At 66.5% G+C, this 26,079-nt stretch carries 28 protein-coding genes and 1 pseudogene; 9 read left to right on the forward strand and 20 right to left on the reverse strand.

The window, feature by feature from the left end:
- Nucleotides 1–46: 46 nt before the first annotated feature.
- The gene (gene glgA, locus HMA55_RS07035; protein WP_219910465.1) at nucleotides 47–1,201 is read left to right on the forward strand and encodes a glycogen synthase; all 1,155 of its coding nucleotides are present in this window, start codon (nucleotides 47–49) and stop codon (nucleotides 1,199–1,201) included.
- Complete coding sequence (locus tag HMA55_RS07040; protein ID WP_181192357.1) at nucleotides 1,201–2,601, forward strand: GH32 C-terminal domain-containing protein; 1,401 nt, start codon at nucleotides 1,201–1,203, stop codon at nucleotides 2,599–2,601. Before glgA ends, HMA55_RS07040 begins: the two co-directional genes overlap by 1 nt.
- A 69-nt stretch (nucleotides 2,602–2,670) precedes the next feature.
- Here the strand turns inward: HMA55_RS07040 and HMA55_RS07045 are convergent, their stop codons facing one another.
- From HMA55_RS07045 to dapE, 7 genes are read right to left on the reverse strand one after another with little or no spacing between them, the layout of a single operon-like run.
- Nucleotides 2,671–3,531 carry a class I SAM-dependent methyltransferase gene (locus HMA55_RS07045; protein WP_181192358.1) on the reverse strand — a complete coding sequence of 287 codons (861 nt, stop codon included), beginning with the start codon at nucleotides 3,529–3,531 and terminating at the stop codon, nucleotides 2,671–2,673.
- Nucleotides 3,532–3,548: 17 nt separating this feature from the next.
- Entirely contained in the window at nucleotides 3,549–3,719 is a 171-nt protein-coding gene (locus HMA55_RS07050) for a DUF3117 domain-containing protein (RefSeq protein WP_069202886.1), read from the reverse strand.
- A 13-nt stretch (nucleotides 3,720–3,732) separates the two neighbouring features.
- Nucleotides 3,733–4,044, reverse strand: a complete 312-nt coding sequence (locus tag HMA55_RS07055; protein ID WP_181192359.1) for a DivIVA domain-containing protein — start codon at nucleotides 4,042–4,044, stop codon at nucleotides 3,733–3,735.
- Between the two features lie 10 nt (nucleotides 4,045–4,054).
- Nucleotides 4,055–4,771 carry a glucosyl-3-phosphoglycerate synthase gene (locus HMA55_RS07060; protein ID WP_181192360.1) on the reverse strand — a complete coding sequence of 239 codons (717 nt, stop codon included), beginning with the start codon at nucleotides 4,769–4,771 and terminating at the stop codon, nucleotides 4,055–4,057.
- Nucleotides 4,768–5,619 carry a dihydropteroate synthase gene (gene folP / locus HMA55_RS07065; protein WP_235961837.1) on the reverse strand — a complete coding sequence of 284 codons (852 nt, stop codon included), beginning with the start codon at nucleotides 5,617–5,619 and terminating at the stop codon, nucleotides 4,768–4,770. The genes HMA55_RS07060 and folP overlap by 4 nt, the downstream gene beginning before the upstream one ends.
- A complete protein-coding gene (locus HMA55_RS07070) occupies nucleotides 5,612–6,397 on the reverse strand; it encodes an LOG family protein (RefSeq protein WP_181192361.1) in 786 nt (261 codons plus the stop codon). The genes folP and HMA55_RS07070 overlap by 8 nt, the downstream gene beginning before the upstream one ends.
- A 5-nt stretch (nucleotides 6,398–6,402) precedes the next feature.
- The gene (dapE, locus tag HMA55_RS07075) at nucleotides 6,403–7,491 is read right to left on the reverse strand and encodes a succinyl-diaminopimelate desuccinylase (protein ID WP_181192362.1); all 1,089 of its coding nucleotides are present in this window, start codon (nucleotides 7,489–7,491) and stop codon (nucleotides 6,403–6,405) included.
- Between the two features lie 29 nt (nucleotides 7,492–7,520).
- On the opposite strand from dapE, the gene HMA55_RS07080 reads away from it, so the two are divergent.
- The 4 genes from HMA55_RS07080 to dapD are packed head-to-tail and all read left to right on the forward strand — an operon-like array spanning nucleotide 7,521 to nucleotide 12,213.
- Nucleotides 7,521–8,453: a succinyltransferase gene (locus HMA55_RS07080; RefSeq protein ID WP_181192363.1), complete on the forward strand. Its 933-nt coding sequence runs from the start codon at nucleotides 7,521–7,523 to the stop codon at nucleotides 8,451–8,453.
- A 38-nt stretch (nucleotides 8,454–8,491) separates the two neighbouring features.
- Nucleotides 8,492–9,868, forward strand: coding sequence for an amino acid permease (locus HMA55_RS07085; protein WP_181192364.1), 1,377 nt, complete (start codon nucleotides 8,492–8,494; stop codon nucleotides 9,866–9,868).
- Nucleotides 9,869–11,233 carry an amino acid permease gene (locus HMA55_RS07090; RefSeq protein ID WP_181192365.1) on the forward strand — a complete coding sequence of 455 codons (1,365 nt, stop codon included), beginning with the start codon at nucleotides 9,869–9,871 and terminating at the stop codon, nucleotides 11,231–11,233.
- Nucleotides 11,234–11,238: 5 nt separating this feature from the next.
- Entirely contained in the window at nucleotides 11,239–12,213 is a 975-nt protein-coding gene (gene dapD, locus HMA55_RS07095; protein ID WP_181192366.1) for a 2,3,4,5-tetrahydropyridine-2,6-dicarboxylate N-succinyltransferase, read from the forward strand.
- A gap of 333 nt (nucleotides 12,214–12,546) precedes the next feature.
- Here dapD and HMA55_RS07100 read toward each other — a convergent pair whose 3' ends face one another.
- From HMA55_RS07100 to HMA55_RS07140, 9 genes are all read right to left on the reverse strand, one after another.
- Entirely contained in the window at nucleotides 12,547–13,632 is a 1,086-nt protein-coding gene (locus HMA55_RS07100; protein WP_181192367.1) for an HNH endonuclease signature motif containing protein, read from the reverse strand.
- 128 nt (nucleotides 13,633–13,760) lie between these two features.
- A complete protein-coding gene (locus HMA55_RS07105) occupies nucleotides 13,761–14,330 on the reverse strand; it encodes a GtrA family protein (protein WP_257802485.1) in 570 nt (189 codons plus the stop codon).
- 108 nt (nucleotides 14,331–14,438) lie between these two features.
- Nucleotides 14,439–15,530, reverse strand: a complete 1,092-nt coding sequence (dapC, locus tag HMA55_RS07110) for a succinyldiaminopimelate transaminase (RefSeq protein WP_308239989.1) — start codon at nucleotides 15,528–15,530, stop codon at nucleotides 14,439–14,441.
- Nucleotides 15,531–15,534: 4 nt separating this feature from the next.
- Nucleotides 15,535–15,858: a ferredoxin gene (gene fdxA, locus HMA55_RS07115; RefSeq protein ID WP_181192369.1), complete on the reverse strand. Its 324-nt coding sequence runs from the start codon at nucleotides 15,856–15,858 to the stop codon at nucleotides 15,535–15,537.
- A gap of 13 nt (nucleotides 15,859–15,871) precedes the next feature.
- Nucleotides 15,872–16,195 (reverse strand): hypothetical protein, encoded by a 324-nt coding sequence (locus tag HMA55_RS07120; RefSeq protein ID WP_181192370.1) that lies wholly within the window; start codon nucleotides 16,193–16,195, stop codon nucleotides 15,872–15,874.
- Nucleotides 16,192–17,064, reverse strand: coding sequence for an N-acetyl-1-D-myo-inositol-2-amino-2-deoxy-alpha-D-glucopyranoside deacetylase (gene mshB, locus HMA55_RS07125; protein WP_181192371.1), 873 nt, complete (start codon nucleotides 17,062–17,064; stop codon nucleotides 16,192–16,194). The genes HMA55_RS07120 and mshB overlap by 4 nt, the downstream gene beginning before the upstream one ends.
- Nucleotides 17,061–18,725 carry an ABC transporter family substrate-binding protein gene (locus HMA55_RS07130; protein ID WP_181192372.1) on the reverse strand — a complete coding sequence of 555 codons (1,665 nt, stop codon included), beginning with the start codon at nucleotides 18,723–18,725 and terminating at the stop codon, nucleotides 17,061–17,063. The genes mshB and HMA55_RS07130 overlap by 4 nt, the downstream gene beginning before the upstream one ends.
- Nucleotides 18,726–18,736: 11 nt before the next feature.
- Entirely contained in the window at nucleotides 18,737–20,653 is a 1,917-nt protein-coding gene (gene typA, locus HMA55_RS07135; RefSeq protein ID WP_181192373.1) for a translational GTPase TypA, read from the reverse strand.
- A 75-nt stretch (nucleotides 20,654–20,728) separates the two neighbouring features.
- On the reverse strand, nucleotides 20,729–21,055 hold the full coding sequence (locus HMA55_RS07140) for a hypothetical protein (RefSeq protein ID WP_181192374.1): 327 nt from the start codon (nucleotides 21,053–21,055) through the stop codon (nucleotides 20,729–20,731).
- A 183-nt stretch (nucleotides 21,056–21,238) separates the two neighbouring features.
- Here HMA55_RS07140 and HMA55_RS07145 point away from each other — a divergent pair, with 183 nt between their 5' ends.
- From HMA55_RS07145 to HMA55_RS11430, 3 genes and pseudogenes are all read left to right on the forward strand, one after another.
- A complete protein-coding gene (locus tag HMA55_RS07145) occupies nucleotides 21,239–21,910 on the forward strand; it encodes an Rv1157c family protein (RefSeq protein ID WP_181192375.1) in 672 nt (223 codons plus the stop codon).
- Between the two features lie 3 nt (nucleotides 21,911–21,913).
- The gene (locus HMA55_RS07150; protein ID WP_181192376.1) at nucleotides 21,914–22,450 is read left to right on the forward strand and encodes a DUF402 domain-containing protein; all 537 of its coding nucleotides are present in this window, start codon (nucleotides 21,914–21,916) and stop codon (nucleotides 22,448–22,450) included.
- A 192-nt stretch (nucleotides 22,451–22,642) separates the two neighbouring features.
- Nucleotides 22,643–22,775: pseudogene (locus tag HMA55_RS11430) on the forward strand (ABC transporter ATP-binding protein); the annotation flags it as partial.
- Here HMA55_RS11430 and HMA55_RS07160 read toward each other — a convergent pair.
- From HMA55_RS07160 to HMA55_RS07175, 4 genes are read right to left on the reverse strand one after another with little or no spacing between them, the layout of a single operon-like run.
- Entirely contained in the window at nucleotides 22,762–23,229 is a 468-nt protein-coding gene (locus HMA55_RS07160) for a nucleoside/nucleotide kinase family protein (RefSeq protein WP_181192377.1), read from the reverse strand. The pseudogene HMA55_RS11430 and the gene HMA55_RS07160 sit on opposite strands and share 14 nt — an antisense overlap.
- Nucleotides 23,226–23,987 carry an energy-coupling factor transporter transmembrane component T family protein gene (locus HMA55_RS07165; RefSeq protein WP_181192378.1) on the reverse strand — a complete coding sequence of 254 codons (762 nt, stop codon included), beginning with the start codon at nucleotides 23,985–23,987 and terminating at the stop codon, nucleotides 23,226–23,228. The genes HMA55_RS07160 and HMA55_RS07165 overlap by 4 nt, the downstream gene beginning before the upstream one ends.
- Nucleotides 23,984–25,330, reverse strand: a complete 1,347-nt coding sequence (locus HMA55_RS07170) for an ABC transporter ATP-binding protein (protein WP_181192379.1) — start codon at nucleotides 25,328–25,330, stop codon at nucleotides 23,984–23,986. The genes HMA55_RS07165 and HMA55_RS07170 overlap by 4 nt, the downstream gene beginning before the upstream one ends.
- Nucleotides 25,331–25,945, reverse strand: a complete 615-nt coding sequence (locus tag HMA55_RS07175; RefSeq protein ID WP_181192380.1) for an ECF transporter S component — start codon at nucleotides 25,943–25,945, stop codon at nucleotides 25,331–25,333.
- Between the last annotated feature and the right edge of the window lie 134 nt (nucleotides 25,946–26,079).

Consider the following 26,079-nt stretch of genomic DNA (forward strand, 5'->3'; position numbering starts at 1 on the left):
TGTTCGCTCCTGCAGGGATTCGCGCGCGTCAGTAGGCTCGGCGGGCATGAAAGTCGGAATGTTCACCCGCGAATACCCGCCGGAGGTCTACGGTGGCGCCGGCGTGCACGTCACAGAGCTAACGCGCTTCATGCGCGAGATCGTCGACGTGGACGTGCACTGCATGGGCGCCCCCCGCAACGAGCAGGGCGTGTACGTCCACGGCGTCGACCCGGCCCTAGAGGATGCCAACGGCGCAATCAAAACGCTGTCCACCGGCCTGCGCATGGCGGACGCCGCCGGCGGGCTGGACGTGGTGCACTCCCACACCTGGTACGCAGGCTTGGGTGGCCACCTCGCCGGCCAGCTGCACGAGATCCCCCACGTCGTTACCGCCCACTCGCTGGAACCGGACCGCCCCTGGAAGCGCGAGCAGCTCGGCGGCGGCTACAACGTCTCCTCCTGGTCGGAGAAGAACGCATTCGAGTACGCGGACGCGGTCATCGCGGTCTCCGCGGGCATGAAGGAGGCGGTGCTGCGCGCCTACCCGCGTATCGACGACGCTAAAGTCCACACCGTCTTAAACGGCATCGACCCGCAGAAGTGGTACCCCGACACCGGGAATATCGGCGAAGAGCTGGGCGTGGACCCTGACAAACCCGTCGTGGCGTTCGTCGGCCGCATCACACGCCAAAAGGGGGTGCCACACCTGCTCAAGGCGGCCCAATCCTTCGACGAGGACATCCAGATCATTCTCTGCGCCGGCGCCCCGGACACCAAGGAGATTGCGGCGGAGACCGAAGGGCTCGTCGATAAGCTGAAGGCTCAGCGCGGCGGGATCTTCTGGGTGCAGGAAATGATGCCGCCGGAGAAGGTGCGCCAGGTGTACTCACTGGCCGACGTATTCGTGTGCCCCTCCATCTACGAGCCGCTGGGCATTGTGAACCTCGAGGCCATGGCGTGCGGCACCGCCGTGGTGGCCTCGCGCGTCGGCGGCATCCCCGAAGTTGTTGTGGACGGCGAAACAGGCGTGCTCGTGGACTACGACGCGGACGACGCGGACGGCTTCGAACAACGCCTCGCCGAAGCCGTCAACGCTGTCGCGGGCGATTCTGGCCGCGCCGCCGCCATGGGCGCCGCCGGGCTCGATCGTGCGAAAACCGAATTCTCCTGGGCAACTATTGCGCGGGACACCGTCGAAATCTACAAGGGGCTGATGTGATGACCGTCTACCGTCCGGAGCTGCACGTGACCGCCGAGCACGGCATCCTCGAAGGCCCCGCCGGCATTTACCGCACCGGCGCGGCGCAGGAGCGTATCTGGCACATGTTCTACCAGTACCGCCCCACCCCCGACGCCCCCAGCCGCTGGGGCCACGAGATGAGCGAGGGCGACCCGTTCAGCTGGCTCGACTGCAACGACGTGATCGTGCCCGTCGGTGGCGAAACCGCCGTGCGCGCCGGCACCCTCGCCTCCGCCGACGACGGGCTAGACCTCTTCTTCACCTCCGCCACCGCTGCCGGCAACACCATCCAGATCGCGCACGTGGCCCACGTTGACCACCTGTGCGCCGACTTGGACGAGGAGGAAGAACTGGAGGTGACCAAGGTCGCCACCCGTCTCGGCGCGGTAGTCGAGGACACCGCCGGCGCGGCCAACTTCCGCTCCCCCTGCGTCGTGCCAGACTGGGAGGCCGGCACCGACCGCGAGGACGCGCACGACGGCTGGCTGATGCTCGCCGTCTCCGGTCCGGAAACCACGCCCAGGCCGGTCGTCCTCACCTCCGACGACGGGCGCGACTGGAAACTGGAGGGGCCGCTCGAGTTCGACGGCGAAACCGGCATCGACCTGGATGCCTCCCTCGTCGCGCCGCGCATCATCCGCCTGCGCGACGAGGTTGACGGCGAGATCCGCGACGTTTTGTTCATCACCCTCGAACGCGACGGCAAAGACACCGCCGTCTACGCCGTGGGCGAGCTGCGGGGCACCGTATTCCGCGTAGACACCCCCTTCACCATCCTGGACCACGGGCACGACTTCACCCGCCCCCGCAACACCACCTACAGCTTGTCGGAAACCGCCAACCTGTACGAACGCGCCTACCTTTACGGGTTCATGACCAACACGGACCGCAACGGCGACCCCACCCGCGAGCCCAACTGGGACGCCGAGGGCTGGGCCAACGCGCTCACCCTCCCGCGCCGCGTCACGTTGCAAGGCGGGCGCCTGTACCAGGTGCCGGCCGTGGGGCTGCCGGACGCGGTGGACAGCACCGACCGAGCCCGCATGTGGGCGGGCTTGTGCGAGATCGCTCCGGGCTCGTCGGTCACAGTGGAGGTGCTCGACGGCAACGGTGAGCCGGGAGTGGTGATCACCCACTCCGGAGACAGGCTCACCCTGGACCGCTTGGACGGCACCCCCACCACCGCCGAGCTGCACGACGAGGACGAGGACAACATCACCGTCATCGTCGACGGCTCCACCATCGAGGTCTACGCCGGCGGCGGCAGCGTGGTCATGTCCTCGCGCGTGTGGCTGGAGGGCAACTGCTCCGGCATCCGCACCCGCGCCCACGACGGCGCAGAGATCCACAGCGAGTGGCGCCGCGGCTACGTGCGCTAGTCCGCCTCCCGACGACACGACGCTGCCGCCCCACCCACGCGCTGGTTGGGGCGGCAGCGTTTTCGGCGGTTAGGCCTTGCGCATGCGGATCAGCTGCGCGCGGGCGGTGACCTCCATCTGCTCGGGCAATTCCGCCAGGCGGGCCTGTAACACGTCCGCGTCGAGGTGGCGCGCCGACGGGCTCATACCTACCTGGGCGGCGATGGCGTCGCGGCCCAGCTGCATGGGGTACTCGATGAGTTCCGGGGCCGCCGCGGGCACCAAGTGTCCCTCGGATTGGGCAATGAGGCGTTCGATCTTGCCGTCCTCCACACCGAGGATGCCCAGCGGCTCGCGCAGCTCGTCGAGGTGGCCCTGGTCTGCGACGAGCATGACGGCCTCGCCGCCCTCAACGAGCACGCGCGCGAACTCGGCCGGGTTTCGCGGAGCGAACACCACGGCCAAGGCGTGGATGGAGCCGGTGCGTATTGGCAGCTGTTCCCACACGTCCGCCACCACGGCACCCACGCGCGGGTGCGACTTAGCCAGGTGCTTCGCCGCCGGGACGGACACGTCCAGCCCCACGCCGCGCGCCCCCTGAATCAGGTCCAAGGTATGGGCGAGGTAGTAGCCGGTGCCAGCGCCGGCCTCGAGGATGACGGGATCCGCATCCCCCGCCACGCCCTCCACAACGTCGGCGAGCGCGTCGGACACAGACTCCACGAACGGCGCAAAGTGGCCGTTGGACAGGAAGGTTTCACGGGAGTTGACCATCTCCAACGAGTCGCCCTCGTGGCCGATCCCCTTGCCTGCGGCGAGGGTGACGTAGCCCTGTTTGGCCACGTCATAAGAATGCCCCGATTCGGAGACGAGACGGGTGAAATCGTCTGCGCCCCGAAGCGGGGTGAGATCTGCCGGGTCGGCCAGCACGTCCACAATGTCGTTGAGCATGTGGCGATACTACCGCGTTAGGCTTCTGCGGCCTCCGTGAGCAACCGGCCGAGCTCGCCGGCCTCTTCCTTGGTCAGCTCCACGACGAGGCGGCCACCGCCGTCGGACGGGATGCGCATCACGATCTTGCGGGATTCCTCCACCGCTTCCATAGGCCCACTGCCGGTACGCGGCTTCATTGCTGCCATTCGTCTACGCTCCTTAAACTTCGTGATGGGGTTGTGCAGAAGATTCTACCTGAGCGCCACGCCTATCGACGGGCCCAAGGTTGTCACCCGCCAACTGCTCCAGCAGCGCATCCACCTGATCCATGCGGTACCCGCGGTGCACCACCTCGAGCTGGATGTCGCCGAAGTTGCCCTCCTCCACCGCGCGGCGGTTGGCCTCCTTGACCTCGCTGGTCGGCGGCATGGGGGGCAGCGCCTCCCCGCGGCCGAAGACGGAGGCGAACACGCGCACGCCGATGATGCTCAACAACGCGAGGATAAGGATGAGGATGATCCAGGAAAGCATGACGGCCAGTTTAACCGTCTACCCAGGCAGGCCGCTCGCGGACCTCGATGTCCGCCACCCCGGCGCGCGCGAGTATGGTGCGGGCGACCACGTCGGCCATGGGGGCCAGCTGCGTCAACGGGCGGTTGCGGTGCTCGCGGGGGCTCAGTTGGGCTTGTTGGATGGATGCGGGGGTGTGGGCGGATGCGACGTCGATAAGCAATCCTGCTTCCACGCCGTAGCCGGAAACGAACGGCAACCGCAGCGCGGTGGATCGGCGAATGGCGTATTCGCCCGCAAGCGGCTGACGTATGTGCGCGAGTTCCGGGAAACATGCGCGCAGCAAGGGCTTGGCGGTCAGCTCGGTGACGCGGCCGCCGGCGCGGGTGCGGTCGTAGGAGGCTTTGACTAGGTGGACGGTGCTGTCTTGCAGCGGAGTGGCAAGCGCGTCGACCCACCACGGTTGAAGCGAGGTCACATCCGCGTCCACAAACACCACCGCGTCGCCGCTGGCCGCCTTCACCCCGCGCCACAGCGCCTCGCCCTTGCCCTCCCAGGGCTCGCGCGGGTCCACCTCGCGCCACGGCACCACCCTTGCCCCCGCGGCGGCGGCACGCTCCGCGGTGGCGTCGGTGGAATCCGGGTCGACGACGAGCACCTCGTCGGCCGCGGACGCGAGGCACTGCTCCACCACGCCTGCGACCGTGTCCTGCTCGTTGAGCGCCGGGATGACCACGCTGACCTTCACGCCAGCCCCCGCACGGTGTGCATGGGGGCCATGTCGCCCTGGATGGCGGCGGTCATGCGGATCACGTCTACGGTGGCGGCGACCTCATGGGCGCGGAAGGCCGCCACCCCGCGTGCGGCGGCCCACGCGGTGGCGGCGAGGGTGCCGGGAACACGCTCGGTGATGTCCGCGCCGTACAGGCCACGGTGCAGTGTCTCCCCCACGAAGTCCTTATTCGACAGCGCCATCAGCACCGGCCAGCCGGTGTCCACGAGCTCGTCCACGCGGCGCAGCAGTTCGAGACCGTGGTAGGTGTTTTTGCCGAAGTCGTGGGTGGGGTCGATGAAGATCCGCTCCTCCGGCACGCCCGCGGCTACGGCGCGCTCCGCGAGTGCGGTGGTCTCCGCGATCACGTCGGCGACCACGTCGTCGTAGTGCACCCGGTGCGGGCGCGTGCGCGGGGTCACCCCGCCGGTATGCGAGCACACGTACCCCACGCGGTGATGCCCCGCCACCTCAACGAGCTCCGGGTCGAACCCCGCCCACGTATCGTTGATCAAGTCGGCCCCGGCGTCGATCGCGGCCTCGGCCACCTGCGCGCGCCATGTGTCCACGCTAATAGTCACATCGGGGTGCCGGGAGCGGGCGGCGGCGATGAGAGGAACGACGCGCTCCGTTTCCTCGGCAACCGTAACCTCGTCGCCGGGGCCTGCCTTGACGCCGCCGATGTCGATGATGGTGGCGCCGGCGGCCACGGCGTCGTCGATACGCAAAAGCGCTTTGTCCGCGGCGAACGTGGCGCCTTTGTCGTAGAAGGAATCGGGCGTGCGATTGACAATCGCCATGACCTGGGCGAGCGGCTTAGGCATTGTGCAGACGCTGATCCGTCATCACCCTGTGCGCCTCCACGATGTGGGCGACGGCCTCATCCACCGAGTCGGTGACCAGGTAAAGCTTCTCGTCGCCCGGCGAGATCAAGCCACGGGCGAGCAGCTGGTCTTCGATCCACGCCGCCAGGCCGGACCAGAACTCGGTGCCGATGAGCACGATCGGGAAGTTGGTCACCTTGCCCGTTTGCACCATGCACAGCACCTCGAAGACCTCGTCCATGGTGCCGAAGCCGCCCGGCAACGCGACGAAGGCCTGCGAGTACTTCAAAAACATGGTCTTGCGAGCGAAGAAGTAGCGGAAGTTCAGGCCGAGGTCGACCCAGTCGTTCAACCCCTGCTCAAAGGGCAGCTCGATGCCCAAGCCGACCGACAGGCCGCCCGCGTTGTGGGCGCCGCGGTTCGGCCCCTCCATCAGGCCCGGCCCGCCGCCGGTGATCACTGCGTACCCCGAGTCCGCCAGCGCGCGGCCGACCTCGTAGGCCTGCTCGTACTCCGGGGTACCCTCCCCCAGGCGGGCGGAACCAAAAACCGTCACGGCCTTGGGCATGTCGGACAGCGCATCGAAGCCAGCGACGAACTCGGACTGGATGCGCATCACGCGCCAGGGATCTTCGTGCTTCCACTGCCCGTCGGCGTGGCCGGCGGATTCAAGCAGTCGTTGGTCGTGGGTGGACGCCTGGTGGTCCTCGCCGCGTAGTGCGATGGGGCCACGTAACTTGCGGTCGCGGTCCGGGCGGGGAATGTTCAGCGGGGCCATGGGGTTTACTCGCTTTCAGCGCTGAGGTAATCCAGCAGTTGCGTTGACACTTGGCGGATCTGGTCGACCGGGCATTGCTCGTCCTTCTTGTGGGCGAACCCCGGGTCACCGGGCCCGAAATTCACCGCGGGCACACCCAGGCTGGAAAAACGCGACACGTCCGTCCACCCAAACTTCGCCCGGAAGTTCCCGCCCACAGCCTTGACCAAGCCGGCTGCAACCGGGTCGCCGAGCCCAGGAAGGGCGGCCGGGGAGATGTCGTCGTAGGTCAGCGTCAGCTCGTCGTCAAGCTGAAGCGCCTCCTCCAGGTGCGCCTTGGCATCTTCCACCGAGCGGTCCGGCGCGTACCGGAAGTTCACGATGAGCCGCGCGTGGTCGGGGATGGTGTTCGTGGCCACGAAGCCCTCCAGGCCCACCACGTTGAGGCCCTCGCGGTACTCGCAGCCGTCGATGACCACGCTCCGCGGCTCGTAGGCGGCGATGCGGGTGAGCACCCCGGCGAGGTCGTGCGCCGCGTTGTGGCCGAGCCAGCTGCGCGCGGAGTGAGCGCGGGTGCCGGACGCGTCCACGAAGACCCGGATGGAGCCCTGGCAACCGGCCTCGATGATCCCGCCGGACGGCTCGCCGAGCAGGGCGATGTCACCGGCCAGCAGCTCAGGGTGGTCGCGTTCCAGGTGGAACAAGCCGTTGTACTCCTGCGCCACCTCCTCGGCCTCGTAGGCAATGAGGGTGAGGTCGTGTGCGGTCTTGCCGGGCTGCGCAAGCCGCGCGAAGGCGTTGAGGTAGCACGCCATGCCGGATTTCATGTCCACGGAGCCGCAGCCGTGGAGAATGCCGTCGGCGAGCCGATGCGGCGTGTTATCGGCCAGCGGCACCGTGTCAATGTGGCCGGCGAGCACGACGCGGCTGTCCAGCCCGAAGGTCGTGCGGGCGACCACCGTGTTGCCGAAGCGCTGCACCTCGGCGTGCTCGAGGCCGCGCAGCGCCTCCTCAATGGCGTCCGCGATCGCCTCCTCGTGGTGCGAGGGCGACTCGATGTCCACGAGCGCCGCGGTCAGCTCGACAGGGTCAGCGAAGAGATCTAAGGAAGTCACACGGCGATCCTACGTTTACACTCCCAGGCATGTCTGCTGGAGCGCGCGCCGTCGGAATTGCCAACATCGCCATGGACGGGACTGTGCTGGACACCTGGTTCCCGTCGCCGGAGCTTGTGCCTATCGACGAACCTTCGGCCACCCACCGCGTCTCCGCCCACGAACTCTCCCCGAAGTTCCTCAAACTCATCGGATCGGACCACGACAGGTTGGTGGAGCTTGTGCCAGTGCGCACCACGATCGCTGATTTGAACGCGCCACCGGTGGACGCCCACGACGTCTTTTTGCGCCTGCACCTGCTGTCGCACCGCATGGTCGAGCCTCTCACCATCAACCTGGAGGGCGCGCTGGAGCTGCTGGTACCTGTGGTGTGGACGAACAAGGGACCGTGCCTGGCCGACAACTTCGAAACCGTGCGCATGAACTTGCGGGCGCGCGGGCTGATCCACGTCTACGGCATCGACCGCCTGCCGCGCATGGTGGACTACGTGGTGCCTTCGGGCGTAACGATCGCGGAGGCCGAGCGCGTGCGGCTGGGCGCCTACCTGGCCGAGGGAACCTCGGTGATGCGCGAGGGCTACGTGTCCTATAACGCGGGCTCACTTGGACCGGCGCGCATCGAGGGCCGGGTGTCCTCTGCGGTAGTAGTAGGCGGCGGCACAGACCTTTCGCTGTCCTCCACACTCATGGCCTCGCGGGTCAGCGAATTCGAGCGCCGTCCGATGCGGATGGGGCGGGATTGCCGGCTGCATCCCTCGGCGGGCGTGATCGGGGTGGATCTTGGCGACCGGTGCGAGATCGGCGTCGGTGTCATGCTCGAGCCGGAGACGATGGTCTTCGATGTGGAGTCCGGCACCCAAGTGCCCGCGAGCGCGATCGCTGGGCGCAGCGACCTGCGCATCGAGCACGAGCCGTTTTCCACCTCTCCCGTGGTGCGGCGGCGCGGAGAAAACGGCATATAATGCCGTCGGCCTAAAAGTGTGCGTTTAAGGTGTTGAGCATGTCAACACCTGTTTCCCCTGTCGCGGACTCCACGGCGCTCGCGCGCGGGCTGAAAACGCGCCACCTCACCATGATGGGCCTCGGCTCAGCCATCGGCGCGGGCCTGTTCCTGGGCACCGGCGTGGGCATCGCCGCAGCCGGTCCCGCAGTGCTGATCGCCTACGTGATCGCCGGGTTCATCACCGTCTGCTTCATGCAGATGCTCGCGGAGATGGTGGCCGCGCGGCCTTCTTCCGGCACGTTTTCCACCTACGCCGCGCAGGCGTTCGGGCCGTGGGCCGGGTTCACCATCGGCTGGCTGTACTGGTTCATGATGATCATGATCATGGCCGTGGAGATCACCGGTGCCTCCGCCATCGTGGCAGCTTGGTTCGGCATCTCGCCGTGGCTCCCCGCGTTAGCCGCAATCGTCATCTTTACGGTGATCAACTTCTCAGCAGTGAAGAATTTCGGCGAGTTCGAATTCTGGTTCGCCCTGATCAAGGTCGCCGTCATCATCGCATTCCTTGCCATCGGCGTGGCGCTGTGGCTCGGGCTGTTGCCCGCCGGCGGCTTCGTGGGTTTGCACAACGTCAACGAGGTCGGGTTCATGCCCAATGGCTGGTCCGGCGTCGCTACTGCCCTCCTCGCCGTCGCGTTCGCGTTCGGCGGCATCGAGCTGGTCACCGTCGCCGCCGCGGAATCCGAGGACCCGCAGGCGGGCGTGCACTCCGCCATCCGCTCCATCATCTGGCGCATCTCGGTGTTCTACATCGGCTCCGTGCTGCTGATCGTGCTGCTTTTGCCCTTCGACCAGATCGGCGGCGCCGACTCCGCGGCTGACTCGCCGTTTACGGCCGTGCTCGAAATGGCCAACATCCCGGGTGCCGTGGGCATCATGGAAGCCGTGATCGTGGTGGCCCTGCTTTCCGCCTGCAACACGCAAATCTACGGCTCATCGCGCTTCCTGCAGAACCTCGCAGTACGCGGCGACGCACCCGCCTCCTTCGCGCGCACCGACGCCCGCGGCGTGCCCGTGCGCGCCGTCATCGTCTCCGTCGTCTTCGGATTCGCCGCGGTGGCTCTGCAGTACTGGAACCCGCCCGGGCTACTCGCCTTCCTCCTCAACGCGGTCGGCGGCTGCCTGATCGTGCTGTGGATCGTGGTCGCGCTGTCCTTTGTGCGCATCCACCCCAAGCTGGTAGCCACCGGCGAGATCACGGAGGTGCGAATGTGGGCTCCGAACGTCCTGCCGTGGGTGATGATCGCGCTCGCCGGCGGCGTGATCGCGCTCATGCTCGCAAACCCCGACGGCCGGTTCCAGATGCTTGCTGTCGCCGTCGTTGTTGGAGTCATCGCACTCGCCAGTGCGGTGCATGGAAAGGGAAACAGGTAAATGGCCGAAGGAACGTCGATAAGCAGAGGCGATCTGGGCTCCGGCCTGAAATCGCGTCACCTCACACTCATGGGCTTGGGCACCGCAGTCGGTGCCGGCCTCTTCCTCGGCGTCGGCGTGGGCATCCGCGCAGCCGGGCCCGCGATCCTCATCGCGTACGTCATCGCCGGGCTGATCGTCATCGCCGTGATGCGCATGCTCGGCGAGATGGCCGCAGCGCACCCCTCATCCGGCTCATTCGCCACCTACGGACGCATGGCGTTCGGCCACTGGGCCGGATTCCTGCTCGGGTGGATCTACTACTTCCTCCTCATCATGGCGTGCGGCGCGGAGCTCACCGGCGCCTCCGCGATGATGGCCGGCTGGTTCGGCGTGCCCCAGTGGATCCCAGGGCTCATTGTCGTGGCCATCCTCACCGCCGTGAACCTCGCGCAAGTCAAGGGCTTCGGCGAGTTCGAGTACTGGTTCGCCATGATCAAAATCGCCGTGATTCTGGGCTTTTTGGTCATCGGCGTCCTGCTCTGGTCCGGTGTGCTGCCCGCGAGCGATTTTGTCGGCTTCGGCAACGTCCGCGAATCCGGGTTCGCCCCCAACGGCATCAGCGGTATCGCGGCGGGGCTGCTTGCCGTCGCGTTCGCGTTCGGCGGCATCGAAGTGGTCACCATCGCCGCGGCCGAGTCCGAAAACCCGTCGGAGAACGTCAAGCGCGCCGTGAACTCCATCATCTGGCGCATCGCCCTGTTCTACATCGGCTCCGTCGCGGTAATCATCCTCCTGCTGCCCTACGCCGCCATCGACGGCGCCGATTCCGCCGCAGACTCCCCCTTCACCGCCGTTTTGGAGATGGCCAACATCCCGGGCGCGGCCGGGCTCATGGAGGTGGTGATCGTGCTGGCGTTGCTCTCCGCCTTTAACGCGCAGATCTACGGCACCTCCCGCCTCGGCTACCAGCAGGCGCTGGAAGGCGACGCCCCGCGCTGGATGGCCACGACTAACGCCGCTGGCGTGCCGCGCAACTCCGTGCTCGTGTCGGTATTTTTCGCGTTTGTGGCCGTCGGCCTGCAGTGGTGGAACCCGCCGGGAATGATCGACTTCATCATGTCCGCAACAGGCGGCTGCCTCATCGTCACTTGGATCATGATCACGCTGAGCTTCATCAAGCTGCACCCGCGCATCCGCAGCTCCGCCGTGCGCGTGCGCGGCGCGTCGTGGGTGCCGTGGGTGACGCTTGCGGCACTGCTGGGGCTGACGGTGCTCATGCTTTTTGACGACGCTTCGCGCTCCCAAGTCATCAGCGTGACCATCCTCTCGCTGGTGCTGGTGGCGTGCTCGTTCCTCACCCGTAACCGGGGTGCCGTAAGGTAGCTCACATGACTTCCCCAACCTCCGCACACGCGCGTGGCGTAGCCACCATCACCCACGACGGCACCGTCCTCGACGTCTGGTACCCGGCACCGAAGATCGACGAGGCCACGGGGGAAACCGGGACGCGTCGGCTGGATGAGCCAGACGCACGCTTCGCGGAGCTCGTCGGGCCAGACGAAGCGCGCGGCGTCGCACGCGTGGCCGTGGAGACCACCATCGCCGACCTGTCGGAGCCAGCGGTTGACGCCTACGACGTTTACCTGCGCTTGCACCTGCTGTCGCACCGGCTGATCCGCCCGCACGGCGCGAACATGGACGGCGTCTTCGGCCTGTTGTCCAACGTGGTGTGGACGAACTATGGGCCGTGCGCGGTCGCTGATTTCCAGATGACGCGCGGCCGGCTCGCCGCCAAGGGCCCTGTGGTGGTGTTCTCCGTAGATAAGTTCCCGCGCATGGTGGACTACGTCGTACCGTCGGGAGTGCGCATCGGCGACGCGGACCGAATCCGCCTCGGCGCGCACCTCGCCGAGGGCACGACCGTCATGCACGAGGGGTTTGTGAACTTCAACGCTGGCACGCTCGGCGCTTCCATGGTCGAGGGCCGCATCTCCGCGGGTGTCGTGGTTGGTGACGGCACCGACATCGGCGGCGGCGCCTCCATCATGGGCACACTGTCCGGCGGCGGCAAGGAAGTCATCTCGCTCGGCGAGCGCTGCTTGCTCGGGGCGAACGCGGGCGTGGGCATCTCGCTTGGCGACGACTGCATTGTCGAAGCCGGCCTCTACGTCACCGCCGGCACCAAGGTTGTGCTGACCGCGCCGGTTGCCGAGGCCCTGGGCAAGGACGCCGGCACCGAAGTGAAGGCGCTTGAGCTGTCCGGTGCCAACGGGCTGCAGTTCCGCCGCAACTCCATCACCGGGGCGGTGGAAGCCGTGCCCGCGAAGGGCATTGCACTCAACGACGTCCTGCACGCCAACTAGCAGGGACCGTCACCCCTGACCCATCCTCGTTCGGCCACTCGGAGCTAAAGCGACAGCGTGAAGTTCTGGTCAATTCCGATGCCCAAACTAGGAAGTGCCGACCTCACCCTGCTCCCTTAGAGCGAGGTGAGCTCACCGCCCTGGGGTGCGGGAGGACCTCGTCGAATCCTACGCGGGCAACGTCGAGCTCCGCGCGGAGAACAGTCACCCCGCGGCGATCCTCGGGTACTCCACTGCCCCGTGGGCAAGCGCCGCGGTGAAAGCCGGCTACACCTACGACGGGCTCCTTCCCGAACCGGTAGACCCGCGCGGTCATCTGGACGAATTGGCCCGCTACGTGCGGTTCGCGGGAGACGCAGCTTCCCCGAAGAGCACCTCCATCGCGCCATAGGGATGGTAGGTGTTCGCCGCGGGGATCCCGTTGGGAGATACCCACACCGGGACGCCGTCGCGCCGCTGCACGCCGCCACGGGTGTTGGCGAACGTCGCGTCGTCGTGGTTGATTTGGTTGTGGTAGTGACACACCGGCGCTAGGTTGGCCAAATTGGTGGCACCGCCCTGGGACCAGGCTTGTATATGGTGGATCTCGCAGTTGTCGGATCCGTGGCGGCAGCCCGGCCACGGGCACACGGTGAGCGCCATTCGAGCAAGATCGCGCTGCTTGGTGTTGGCGTACCGCTGGGTTTGGTAGAGGTTCACTGCCCCCTCGGCCGGGTGGAAGAGCCCTATTTCTTCGATACCGGGATGCATCTCGAGGTATTGGGCTCCGGTGATGGTCGTGCCGTCTGTCAGCCCCAGAATAATGTCGTTGCCCTCGCCGCGAAGGATTTGTATGTGCTGGTCCAATCCCACTACCACGATGGGTCGTCGGATACTACTGGGTACGCTGCCGCTGCCGCGAATGAGGTCGAGGAAGCGGCGAAGCATCTGGGGCCCCGGTGGCTTGGACGGGTCGAGCCCCTCGCGCAGGTAGTGCTCGATGTCGGCGATGTCGTGCTCGTCGGCGGTGACCCTGAGAGCGCGGGTGCCGTGCACGGATTTCGATACCGTGACCTGCAGCTTCGGCCGGGTCCGCGCAGGTTTGACAATGAGCCGGTCCGCCTTGGCCTTCAGTGCCTGGTGGGTGGATGCAGTCTTGAGGAGTTTTCGTCGTACGCGCCAGCGTTCCGCTTCGTTGGGGATTTCTTTGAGCCGATCTTCGATGTAGACGAGCTGGCTCAAGGGGAATTCTTGGGCAGCCTCTAGGCCCAGACGTTGCTGCTTGGCCCACCGGGTGGCGCCGTAATAGACGTCGTGGACGGCCGCCCACTTGCTCGCCAAGTTCGGCATGATGCCGGCCGCTACTGCGGACCGTTTGTCAAAGCCAACGAGCACGTCGACGGACGGCTGGGTATCGAGAAACTGCTGGAATGGAGTCATGCCCTGCACGCTAGGGAGAAGCGCACACGCTGCATACCCGCTCGATAAAATCTGTGGATAACACCAGCGCCGGCTGCGCTCTATCCACAGCCTCAAGTTCACCGTCGAAAGAATCGGGCCACAACGCGCTAAAGTGAAGCGTTTGGCTGATCTTTGGCGACCGTTCTCGGTTTCCCGAAAGTCCAGAGCTTGTTGATGATGAAGTTCACAGGCATCGCTATAAACGTCGAGATAGCCTGCGCCCAGTAGGACTTGGTGCGCAGACCGGTAGAGTCGTCGAAGACACTGTCGGGCAGACCAACGGGCGTGGTGGGGTTCATCAGCAACGTCATGCAGGTCAGCGACACCGCAAAGGCGAGCAGGCCCGTGGCCAAAAACGGGAAAAACCCACGCAGCCAGGAGCGGGCATGCACACCGCGGAACGTCCACGAGCGGTTGAGCTGGTAGTTCCACGTGTTGGCCAAGAGGAACGCCAGGGTGGACATAACGTGGTACCAGCGTACGTTCCAGCGAGTGGATCCGAGTTGTGCGACCACGTCGTTTGCATGCAGGCCGAGGCCATTTTCGAGTGCCTTGTTGGCCAGGTAGAAGACAACGAAGTTGACAAGGACACCGGAGCCGCCGACGATGCCGAATTTTACGAACTGGCGCAGCCCTGTGGCGAGGCGGACCGCTGTGCTACCACCGTGCGACGGCACGGCGCTACCACCGTGCGACGGCACTGCGGCGGGCTGACTGTCAAGCACCAGTACCTCCTCGGGAAAAGACTGCAAACTTCCTAGAGTCTAGTCCCTGGGCCCCGGTATCTAAGAAACGAGGCGGCGGGCTGCTTCGTCGACGCGGTCGTCGGGAACGGTCAGCGAGATGCGCACGTGCCCTGCACCGGAAGGACCGTAGAAGTCCCCGGGGGCGGCGAGGATGCCGCGGTCTGCAAGCCAGGACAGCAGTTCGCGCGAGTCCAGACCGTCGCGGCGCACCCAGAGGTACAGGCCCGCCTCGGAGTCGTCGATAGTCAGCCCTGCGGCATCGAGGGCCTTCATCAGCTCCAAGCGCCGCATGGCGTAGGTGGCGCGCTGCATCTCTTCATGGGTGTCGTCCGCCAGCGCCGCGACCATGGCCGCCTGGATCGGGCCAGGGACGATGAGGCCCGCATGCTTGCGTACCAGCAGGAGCTCCTGGACAAGGGGTTCGTCGCCCGAGATGGTGCCTGCGCGGTAGGACGCGAGGTTCGACGTCTTCGACAGCGAATGCAAGGCCAGCAACCCGGTGTTGTCTCCGTCGGTGACGCGCGGGTGCAGGATGGAGACCGGCTCGGCGGACCAGCCGAGAGAAAGGTAGCACTCGTCGGAGGCGACGATGGCTCCGGTGTCGCGGGACCATTCGACCCAGCGACGCAGCTCGTCCACACCGAGCACCGCGCCGGTGGGATTCGACGGCGAGTTGACGAAGGCGAACGCCGCGCCGTCGACAGGCTCATCGGAGCGCACGACGTTGCACCCGGCTATGAGCGCGCCGACCTCGTAGGTTGGGTACGCCACCTCCGGGATGACAACGGTTTCGCCGCGCAGGCCAAGAAGCGTGGGCAGCCAGGCGACCGCTTCCTTCAACCCGATCACGGGAAGCACGGACTTCTCGGTCAGCCCGGCGATGCCGAAACGGCGCGAGAGCGCGGACACGATGGTCGTGCGCAGCTCCGGCGTGCCGGCGGTCTGCGGGTATCCGGGCGCGGCGGCGGCTTCGGTCAAGGCCAGCTGGATCGACGGCGCGATCGGATCGACGGGGCCGCCGACGGACAGGTCGATCAGCCCGCCCTCATGCGCTGCGGCGCGTTCGCGGACATCTGCGATCGTGTCCCACGGAAAATCGGGGAGCATAGAGCCGAGCGGGGTGCGTGCCAACTGCCTAGTCCTGGTTCTGCGGCGGCAGGGCGGCCACGAACGGGTGGTCGTAGTCCTGCGGGCCGGTCTTGGCGGCGCCGCCCGGGGAGCCGAGCTCGTCGAAGAAGCCGACGTTGACGTCGTAGTACTCGCTCCACTCGTCGGGGGTGTCGTCCTCGTAGAAGATGGCCTCGACCGGGCATGCCGGCTCGCAGGCGCCGCAGTCGACGCACTCGTCGGGGTGGATGTAGAGCATGCGCTTGCCCTCGTAGATGCAGTCAACGGGGCATTCTTCAACGCAGCTGCGGTCCATGATGTCGACGCACGGTTGAGCAATCACGTAAGTCATGGCACACAGTATGTCACTTCGCGCGCAACAGGGGCGAAACGCCACCCGCGACGCCGGCGAAGAGTAACGCCAACGACCAGCCTGTTGGCGGCAGAATCGCCAATGAAACGAAAAACGCGGCCGCCCAGACAACCAGTGGGGCGAAAGCGTAGCGCCGGGACCACAGCCGCGCGGTTTTAGTTAACACGGCGTTGAACAGCAGGGCTGCGATGACCCAGAACCAGTTCAGGTACACCGCTTCCAGCATGAGCGAGACGAGCGCGCCGACGCACAGCCACGCCAGCCCGGCGATTGCTTCGCCGCGGGAGAAGTCGTCCCGGACAACCGGGTGGCTCACAGGTCGATCCCGGTCAGCAGCGAAGCGGCGTCGTCAAGCGGCAAGCCCGCTCCTAGCTGGTAGTGCTCGACCCTCTGGATCGGTTGCACGATGAGGTTGGACAGCGCGTAGTAGACCACCGGCCCAGACGCCAGCGCGGCGTGCGGGTTAACGTCGGTTGTGCGCCCGTCGGCGATCCACAGCTGGGTGGCGTGCGCGCGCATGGCCTCGACTTTCGCGCTGTAGGCGGCTTCGTCGAGCTCGACGCGGATATCGGAAGCCTCCACGCCGTCGAGCTCGCCGTCCTGCGGAAGCCGCCATCCCGCGGGCGCCTCGGCTGGCATGAGCGAGGCGGTTTCGGTGGCGAGCCGCACCGCCCACAGGATGCGCGGGATGCCCACGCGCTTGGCCGCCGCGTGCGTGATCTCGTGGGCGCGGATGTGGTCGGGGTGGCCGTAGCCGCCGTCCGGGCCGTAGGTGAGCACGAGGTGCGGCCGCTCGGCTTCAAAGATGGCGGCAAGCGTATCGACACCAGCTTCGCCCGAATTCACAAACGCCCGGGGGTTCCGGCTGGCCGGGGAGCCCTCCATGCCGGAATCCCGGAACCTGCCTGCACCGCCGAGGAACTGGCCGCGCGCACCGAGCGCCGCAAGGGAGCGCTGCAGCTCCTGGATGCGGAACCCCCCGAGCTGATCCGCCTCGTCGACGACCAGGTGCTGGTAGGGCTCGCCGATGACCTCGCCCTCCTCCCCGAGCGTGCAGGTGACCACCAGCACGTCGGCGCCGCGCTTGGCAAGGTCGGCGATGGCGCCGCCGGTGGTGATCGCCTCGTCGTCGGGGTGGGCGTGCACGGCTACAACTCGGTAGCCTGCGAGATCTCGTGCGGTCATGGAACCTCCTGGGTTGTCGTTCGCTGCCCTACTGTATCGGCCAGCGTCCATGCGCCCGCCGAGGACAGGCCGCCGGGCCACTCCCCCGGCGCAGCGTGGGCCGCGCGGATCCCGCCTGCGGTTGCCGCCACCCGCGTTTCGTGCAGGAGCGGGACCCACAGCGCTTCGCGCGTCTCAATCTCTTCCACGCGCTCGGCCGCGACGGCAGCGGGGATATCCCCTGCGAGAATGCTGCGGGCCAGCTCCTCTCCGGCGACCGAGCAGTACCCGGAGAGGTTGCCGGACCGGCCAGACTCCGGCGGACAGGCGACGCGACTCGCCAGTGCTTCATTACCGCGGTTGTCGGTGCGCCAGTGCACCACGATGTCCACCTCCCCCGCGGGCAACCCGCGACCGGCGATTTCGGGCAGCTCATTCGACAGCACCTGCGCGGGCACGCCCGCGGAAGTCAGGATGTCCACAAGGGAACGGGCGGCGGCCGCTGCCGCCGGGTCCGCGGCATCGGCAGCGACGTGCAGGACCTTCCCCTCTGCAGCGCGCGCGTGCAACAGCGCGAGGGAGCCGGGAGTGGTCTGCGATGCAACATCGACGTCGGTGGTGCGCCGGGCGGCGATGTGGGCGAGCAGGGGTACGTCGATAAGCGAACGCACCTCCGCACGAGCCTGCGTCCCTAGGCCGCTGGTGGCGGACACGGTGACACCGAGGGTGCGGCCGCCGGGGAACACCCGAGTCTGCGCACCTGGGATGAGGCCGAGCACCTGCGCGGTGGTGGCCTGCGGCGCCATGTCCGCAAACGCAATCTGGCCGCTGCGCAACTGGTCGGCGACCTGCGTGGTGTCGCGGGCAGACACGAGGGTGAGGATGTCGATGAGGGCTGGATCTGGGCCCCAGAATCGGTCGTTACGGTTCAAGGTGACTGTGCCGTGAGCGCGGTCCACGCTGCGCACTAGATAGCGCCCCGCGGAGGCGGGAACCGTGTTGCGCAGCGCGTAGGAAAAGTCCGCGGCGTCCGCGGCGAGCAGGTGCGACGGCAACAGGTGGCGGAAAAGCACCCTCCAGTCCCCTACCGGCTGTGCGAAATCAACGTCCACCACCTTCCCGCCGGGCCCGCCGACGCGGATGCCTGCCACAGCCCGGTACGCGGCTGGGTCGACCACACCCGGGGTTTGGGTCATGCCACGCCAGAGGTACGTAAAGTCCGCTCCGGTGATGGGGGTGCCGTCGGACCATTGCGCGTTGGGTGAGATGACGTAACGCACGGTGAAGGCGGCCGGAGACGCCGCCAGGACGGAGGCACCGGCGAGTAGGTTGGAATCCTTCGTGCCGTCGGCGTGGAACGCGCTAGGCAGCACGAGGTCCGCGATGCCGCTCACCGTGGAGGATTCGTCCCCAACGAGGTGCGGGTTAAACCCCCCGCGCACCGGGTCCACGGCCACCTGCGCCTGGGGCCGGCCGGCGGGCTGCTCTGGCGCAGGGGCGGGGGCGGGGTCTGTGGCTGCGTCCGTCGCCTCGGTGTTCTGCGCGGTGGAGGTGCTCGGCCTATCCTCCGGCTCGACGAGGGGCGGGGGGCCGGGGTCCGCCGCGCACGAGGCAAGCAAGCACAGCGTCGAAAACGCCGCCACAGCACGGGTGGCTGGGCGGCGTGTTCTTTGAAGGGGCATGAAAGAACAGGCTAGCTGTTCTTCTGCTTTGCTCGGGAGCGGGCGCGGCCGCGCTCGGTGGCGTTGAGGATGATCTTGCGCACGCGCATGGCCTCAGGTGCGACCTCGACGCACTCGTCTTCGTCGCAGAACTCGATGGCCTCGTCGAGGGAGAGGGTGCGGGCCTTCTGCAGCGTGACGGTGGCATCCGCGGTGGCGGAGCGCATGTTGGTCAGCTTCTTTTCCTTGGTGATGTTGACGTCCATGTCCTCGTCGCGGGAGTTCGCGCCGACGACCATGCCCTCGTAGGCGTCCGCGCCCGGTTCGACGAAGAAGTCGCCGCGGTCTGCCAGCTGCTGCAGCGCGTACGCGGTGACCTGGCCGGAGCGGTCGGCAACAAGGGAGCCGGTCGGTCGACCCTTGATCTCGCCCGCCCACGGACGGTGCTCGATGGAGTACGAGTTGGCGATGCCCGCACCGCGGGTCTCGGTGAGAAAGGTGGTGCGGAAGCCGATCAGGCCACGCGACGGCACATCAAACTCCATGCGGACCCAGTCGCCGGAGCCGGTGTTGGACATCGACGTCATCTGGCCCTTGCGGTTCGCCATGAGCTGGGTGACGGCACCCTGGTGCTCGGCGGGGACGTCGATGACCATGTGGTCGTACGGTTCGTACCTCTTGCCGTCGACCTCCTTAGTCACCACCTGCGGTTTGCCCACGGTGAGCTCGAAACCTTCGCGGCGCATGGTCTCAATGAGCACGGTCAGCGCCATCTCGCCGCGGCCCTGCACTTCCCACGCATCCGGACGCTCGGTGGGCAGAACCTTGATGGAGACGTTACCGATGAGCTCCTGATCCAGGCGGGCCTTCACCATCCGGGCGGTAAGCTTGTCGCCGCCGTTGCGGCCCGCCATCGGGGAGGTGTTCACGCCGATGGTCATGGAAATGGCCGGATCGTCGATGGCGATGCGCGGCAGCGGCTCAATCTGCTCCGGGTCGCACAGGGTGTCGCCGATCATGATGTCGTCGACGCCGGAAATCGCGGCGATATCGCCTGCCACCACATCGCCGGTGGCGGGCACGCGGTCGAGGCCCTCAGTGACCAGCAGCTCGGCGATCTTGACGTTTTTGACCTGCTGGTTGCCGTCGGCGTCGTAGTGCACCCACGCGACGTTTTGGCCCTTCTTCACCGAGCCCTTGTAGACGCGGATCAGCGCGATACGGCCGAGGAAGGAGGAGGAGTCCAGGTTGGTCACCTGGGCCTGGAACGGCGCGTCGACCTCTGCGGACGGCTCCGGCAGCACGTCGTAGATGACGTCGAAGAGCGGCTGCAGGTCCTCGTTGTCTGGGAGGTTGCCGCTGCCCGGGTTCTCCAGGGAAGCGCGGCCTGCGCGACCGGAGGTGTAGAGCACTGGAAGCTCAAGCAGATTCTCGGCCGCCTCGGCTGCCTCCGGATCGTCCAGGCCGGCGCCGAGTTCAAGAAGAAGATCTTGCGCTTCCTCCACCACCTCGTCGATGCGGGCGTCCGGGCGGTCGGTCTTATTCACGCAGATGATGACCGGCTTTTTCGCCTCGAGCGCCTTGCCGAGGACGAAGCGGGTTTGCGGTAGCGGGCCTTCGGATGCGTCGATAAGCAGGACGACGCCGTCGACCATGGACAAACCGCGCTCCACCTCGCCGCCGAAGTCGGCGTGGCCCGGGGTGTCGATGACGTTGATGATCAAGTCCGAGCCGTCCTTGCCCTTTCCGGCGCGACGGATAGCGGTGTTCTTGGCCAGAATGGTGATGCCGCGCTCGGACTCAAGCTCACCGGAGTCCATCACGCGGTCGCCGTGCTCGCCGTGGTCGCCGAACACACCGGACTGCTCCAGCATGGCGTTGACCAGGGTGGTTTTACCGTGGTCGACGTGGGCGACGATGGCTACGTTGCGAAATTCAGGGTGCGACACTCGACAGATCCTTTAGGGGTTGGCGGAAAGAACGCCTAAACGATACTCCTGCGCTTGCCGGATCGCATTTTCCCGCTACCCGTCGAGCGACGCTTGGAGCTCCTCGAACGCTGCGGCGAAGAATTGGTCGGACTTACCGGTGGTGAATAGGGTGCCCTCTAGCCCGCGCTCCGACAGCTCGACGGTGGCGGTGCCGTCCCCGTTGTCGGCGGCTTCAACCCGGATCGGTGCTTGGTAATCCTGGGTGAGGTAGACCCCGAGGAAGCGGTATTTGAAGGCGTCGCCGACATTGACGGTGAGCTCTTCCTCCGTCTTCTCTTTGATCTTGAACTTTTCCAGCCCGGAGAGGCGGTCCTCGATTTCTTTCAGGCTGAGGTTGGTGGTGAACGTCTTGGCATCCATTGGGTCATCATTCCTTTCATTGTCTGATACAACGGATCACACGTTCTTGCGGGTCGAATTGTGACCTGCACCACCGAGAGTAGATGCACGCACCCGATATTTTGCCGGGAATTCACGCACAGTTCTTCCAGCGATCCCCCAGTTGCGCTTGACGTTGTTACGAATGTGACTAATGTGGCGCAGGTGCGCAAGTATCGTTCCCTCTTCCGCCCCGTCGTCGCCGCGGCGTGCGCTGCCGGATTGCTGGCAACCGGAGGCGTCGCTAAGCAAACCGCCCACGCACAATCGTCGTTCCTCGACCCGCTGGGGCGACCCACGCCGCAGACCGTCGCACGCGTGAACGCGTTCGCAGACCAGCCGTACGTTCCGCAGGAGGTCGGCAACGCGCTTCGCACCGCCGTACAGTTCTATGCCGGGACCGGGGAGCTCGGCGGCCCCCCGCTACCTGCAGACGCCCCACGATTTACCCAGTTCTACTGGCCGACCGTATCGGGTAATTGCATCGGCGAAGGGTTGCACTCCACTGCCTCCGCCATCGCCGTACCTGGACCCGCCTCCTCACCCGCGCCAGGTGCGGCGGCTGGCCAGACCACGTTCGTGTTCACCGCCCTCGGGACGCCGGCGGCCGCAAAGCAACAAGGGCAGTTGAACGTGTACTGGATCAACGTAAACAACTTCCGCACTGGCGTAACGCCGCTGGGCAACAACGGGATAAACCCCACAGGACCGGCCACCTTGTCTGCCACCGCCGATACGGGCTCCGGCAGGGTCCTGGCAGTCGTTGCCGGCAGCGTACGCACCGTCGACAGGGTCTGCCCGTTTGCACCAACAGCCGCATCTATAGACGTGAGGTAACTCATGGCCGCCGATCTGCACCCCGTCAAGCAGGAAGTCTTCGACACCGCAGCCAACATCAACACGGATCCGAAGGGCTTTCTGCGCGAAGTGGACACGTTCCGCGTCACCGACTTCGGTCTGTACATGGGCCGCGGCGCAGACCACCCGCAGTTCGGCTACCTCGAAAGCTGGCTCCTACCGGAGCTTGGGCTGCGCGCCAACATCTTTCACTACCGCGACGGCGAGGAGCGGGAGCAGGACTTCTACTTTGACGTCGCGGACATCGACGTCGACGGCGACGTTTGGCGCACCAGGGACTTGTATGTGGACCTGGTGTCGCTGACCGGCAGCCCGATCGATGTGGTGGACATCGACGAGCTCGCGGCCGCGACATCGGCCGGGTACATCACCGCCGAAGACGCCGAGAAGGCTATCGACGTCACACTTGCCGCCGTAGAAGGAATCACCCGCCACGGAGACGACGCGATGGAGTGGCTGCGCGCACAGGGCATCGAACTCACGTGGGCGGACGAAGTCGAGCTCACGCCCGCCGGGTAGTTCATCTGCTGTTTACCCCTCCCGCATTAATGGCGGGTGGGGTTTTGCGTTGCGCGGATAAAATTCAGATTTTCTATGGCTCATTCGCCTTACCAACCCCCGCGGGTGACGCATTCTGAACTGCCATAACCACGCACATATTGAACTTGCTGTGAATCCGCTGAACATAAAACGGAAAATACTTTGCTAAATGACGACGTCTTTGACAACCCCCCAGCACCCCTACACCAAGGCGCTGCTGTCGGCGATTCCCATCCCCGACCCGGATGCAGAACGCTCCAGGGTGCGCACGGTGTACAAGCCGGAGGAGGTCACACCCGCCTAACTTCCACGTCGACGGGCACGTCGGGCAAGAGTTTTTCCTGCTCCGCCCACATGTCCCACCACGGTGCGTAGCCCGGGTCCCGCGTCAGGGCCCGGGCTTTCCTCGTCTCCGCCGCCGCGATCACCCGCAGCGTGTCCACGTCCCCGCGCGCTTTAGCCTTGCCTATCGACGCCTCCGTCACCGCCCCCACCCCCTCAATCACGAGGTCAGCGCCTGGCACGAGCGGCACCCACTCCCCGCGCGTGTATTGCTCCCAGTTCCAGCGCCAGTACCCGGGGGTGGCCGGGTCAAGTACGTCGTCGGCCACCATCCGCGCGCCCTCTGCCAGTCCGCCCCAGCCCGGGTAGAAGTCGTCGAGGTGCACCACCTGGATGCCCAGGGCCTGGCCGATTTGGTTGGCCAGGGTGGTTTTGCCGGCGCCCGAAGGACCGTCGATAAGCAAGGTGTACGTCATCGCACCGCCCACACCGGGCGGAGGTCGCCGGTCGCCCACGCGAGGGCGAGGGCGCCGGCCGCGATGCCGACGCACACGGCCATGACCGCCCAGTCGCGGGAGCGCAGCTTGGACTCGCGGGCCCAGGTTCGCGTGCGCGGCCCGCCGAATCCGCGCGCCTCCATGGCGGTGGCGAGTTTGCCTGCGCGGCGCAGCGACATAACGAGCAAGCCGAACGAGAGGGAGAACCAGTATCTGATCCTGCCTTGGTCGGCGATGCCGCGGGCGCGGCGGGAGCGACGCATCGCGTCGAGATCGTCTTGCAGGAGGGTGAGCATGCGCAGCGCCGCGACCGTGCCGATGACGAAGCGCTCGGGCAGGCGCAACACTTGTGCGAGGCCGTCGCCGAGGTCTGTCGGGTCCACGTCTGCAGAGAGGAGCACCACGGGCAGCGCGATGGCGAGCACACGAAGGATCACCGCCCAGGCCAACGACAACGACAACTCGGTCACATGCACCAGGCCCCACTCGACGTAGGTCTCCCCTCCAGCTTGGCCGTACAGCGCCATTGGGATGCCGGCGAGCGGCGCGACGATGAGGATCGGCAGCGCCCGCTTGAAAAAGCGGCCGTAGCTCAGCCCGCACACCGGCACCATGAGCACGGTGATCGCGAGCACTACTGTGGCGGAGACCCAGTCGATGGTGAACATCAGCGGCGTGGTCAACAACAGCAGGCCGAGGATCCGGGTGACGGGGTTGATGCCTTGCAGCAGGTTCATCGGCCATCTTCCTCCGCGTCCGAGCGTGCGACGACGCGCTCGATGTGATCGCCCAGCGAGGCGATGAACGCCTCGTCGTGGGTGATGGAGATGACGGTCACGCCTTGCTGAGTCAACTCGCGGATCAGCCCGACGAGTTCAACAAAGGTCCGGTCGTCCTGGCCAAACGTGGGCTCGTCGAGGATGAGCAGCTGCGGCGCGTTGACCAGCGCGGTGGCCACCGACAGCCGGCGCTTCTCCCCTCCTGAGAGGGTGAACGGGTTAGCGTCCACGAGGTGCTCCAGGCGCAGGCGCTGCAGCAGCGCGTCGATACGCTCCTGCGGCGCGCCCGACAGCGCCATCTCCTCGCGCACGGTGGCGGTGACAAACTGGTGCTCCGGCTCCTGGAAGACGTAGCCGATGCGACTGGCCAGCTCCTTCGACGACCACTTGATGGACGGCCTTGTCAACCCCTGCGCGATGGTCTCCGAATACTCAACCCGCCCCCTTTCGGGCGGCGTCAGACCGGCAAGCACCTGCACGAGCGTAGTTTTGCCTGCGCCGTTTTCACCCGTGACCACGGTGGAGAACCCCTCTGGAGCGGCTACGGTGCGCGGCGGCCCGAAACGTGTGAGCAGCTCGTGCGTAGCGACGGCCACAGGTGCCCCCGGAGGCACGGTCTTCGCCGGCGGCAGCGCAGGCGCGTCCGGCAATTCGCTTGCGCTGATGCGCACCAGCCCGGCCGTCTCCAGGCGGTAGTACGTATCCACCACGTCCGCCCAGTGCTTCGGGCGGTGCTCCACCACGATCAAGGTCGCGCCGGTGAGCTGGCAGACCCGGTCCACCGCGGCGATGACTTCGTCGCGGCCGCGCGGATCCAGGTTGGCGGTGGGCTCGTCCAGGATGAGGATGTCCGCGCCCATGGCGATCACACCCGCGAGCGCGAGGCGCTGCTTTTGCCCGCCGGACAGGTGCGCAGTCTTGTGGCCCAGCGGCACGTCCAGCCCCACGGCGGCGAGGGCCTTTTCCACGCGCGGCCAAATTTCCCCGCGCGGCACGCTCAGGTTTTCGGCGCCGAAGGCGACGTCGTCACCCACCCGGGACAGGATGGTTTGCGCCTCGGGGTCCTGCAGGACCATGCCTACGGTGCCGTCGACGTTGAGGGTGCCGGTTCGGCTGCCGTCCTCGGAGTCGTCGATAAGCTTGGCAATCACCGCGAGCAACGTGGACTTGCCGGAGCCCGAATCGCCGGTGATAAGCACCCGCTCCCCGCGCGCGATATCCAGGTCGACGTGAGTGAACGCGGGCTGCGGGCGGGTGGCGTGCTGGTAAGTCAGCCCCCTCGCGTGGATAGCCAGCGACATTTACGCGGTGGTGTTGAAGCGCTCGCGGCCGGCGCCGAAGCGGTCGAGTGCGCCAGTCTGCGCCAGCGCCCTAACTAGGTAGTAGGCCACCACGCCGGCGAGGACCGCGCCGGAGATGATCAGGCAGGTCAGGTAGATCAGGTTGAACTGGAGGCTCATGGCCAGGTTGGCGGAGGTGAACAGCTCCAGGATGAACGCGCCGATGCCCGCGCCGATGCCGGACAGCGCCGCCACGGACAGGTTGAAGCGACGGTAGGCGAAGATGAGGAAGACCAGCTCCGCACCCAGGCCCTGCGCGAGGCCGGAGTACAGCGTCTCCGGGCCCCACTGGCTGCCCAGCACCGCGGAAACGGAGGCCGCGACGACCTCGACGAACAGCGCCGCACCCGGCTTGCGGATGATCAAACCGCCGAGCACGCCGCCGATGAGCCAGATACCCACGGCCAAACCGCCCAAGCCCGGGGTAAGTGCGTCCAGCGCCTTGAAACCGGCGTAGCCGATGCTGTTCCACACCCAAAACAGCAAGCCGCAAGCGACGCCCAGTACGGCCGCGGTGACAATGTCGATGACGCGCCAAGAATTGCTCTTCCCAGCGTTGGTTGCGGGCACGGTCATGTGCTCATTCCTTCCTATCGCCGGCATTACCCGGATCAGGTTCTACGGTTCACCGAGCGTTTCGGCGTCTCAGCCACCGCGTCTCCCGCGGCAGCACCCGTGTGTGGTTCAGTTATGCCCGAAAGATGCTACAT

Origin of the sequence: Corynebacterium wankanglinii (assembly GCF_013601005.1) — a bacterium.
Classification (GTDB): domain Bacteria; phylum Actinomycetota; class Actinomycetes; order Mycobacteriales; family Mycobacteriaceae; genus Corynebacterium; species Corynebacterium wankanglinii.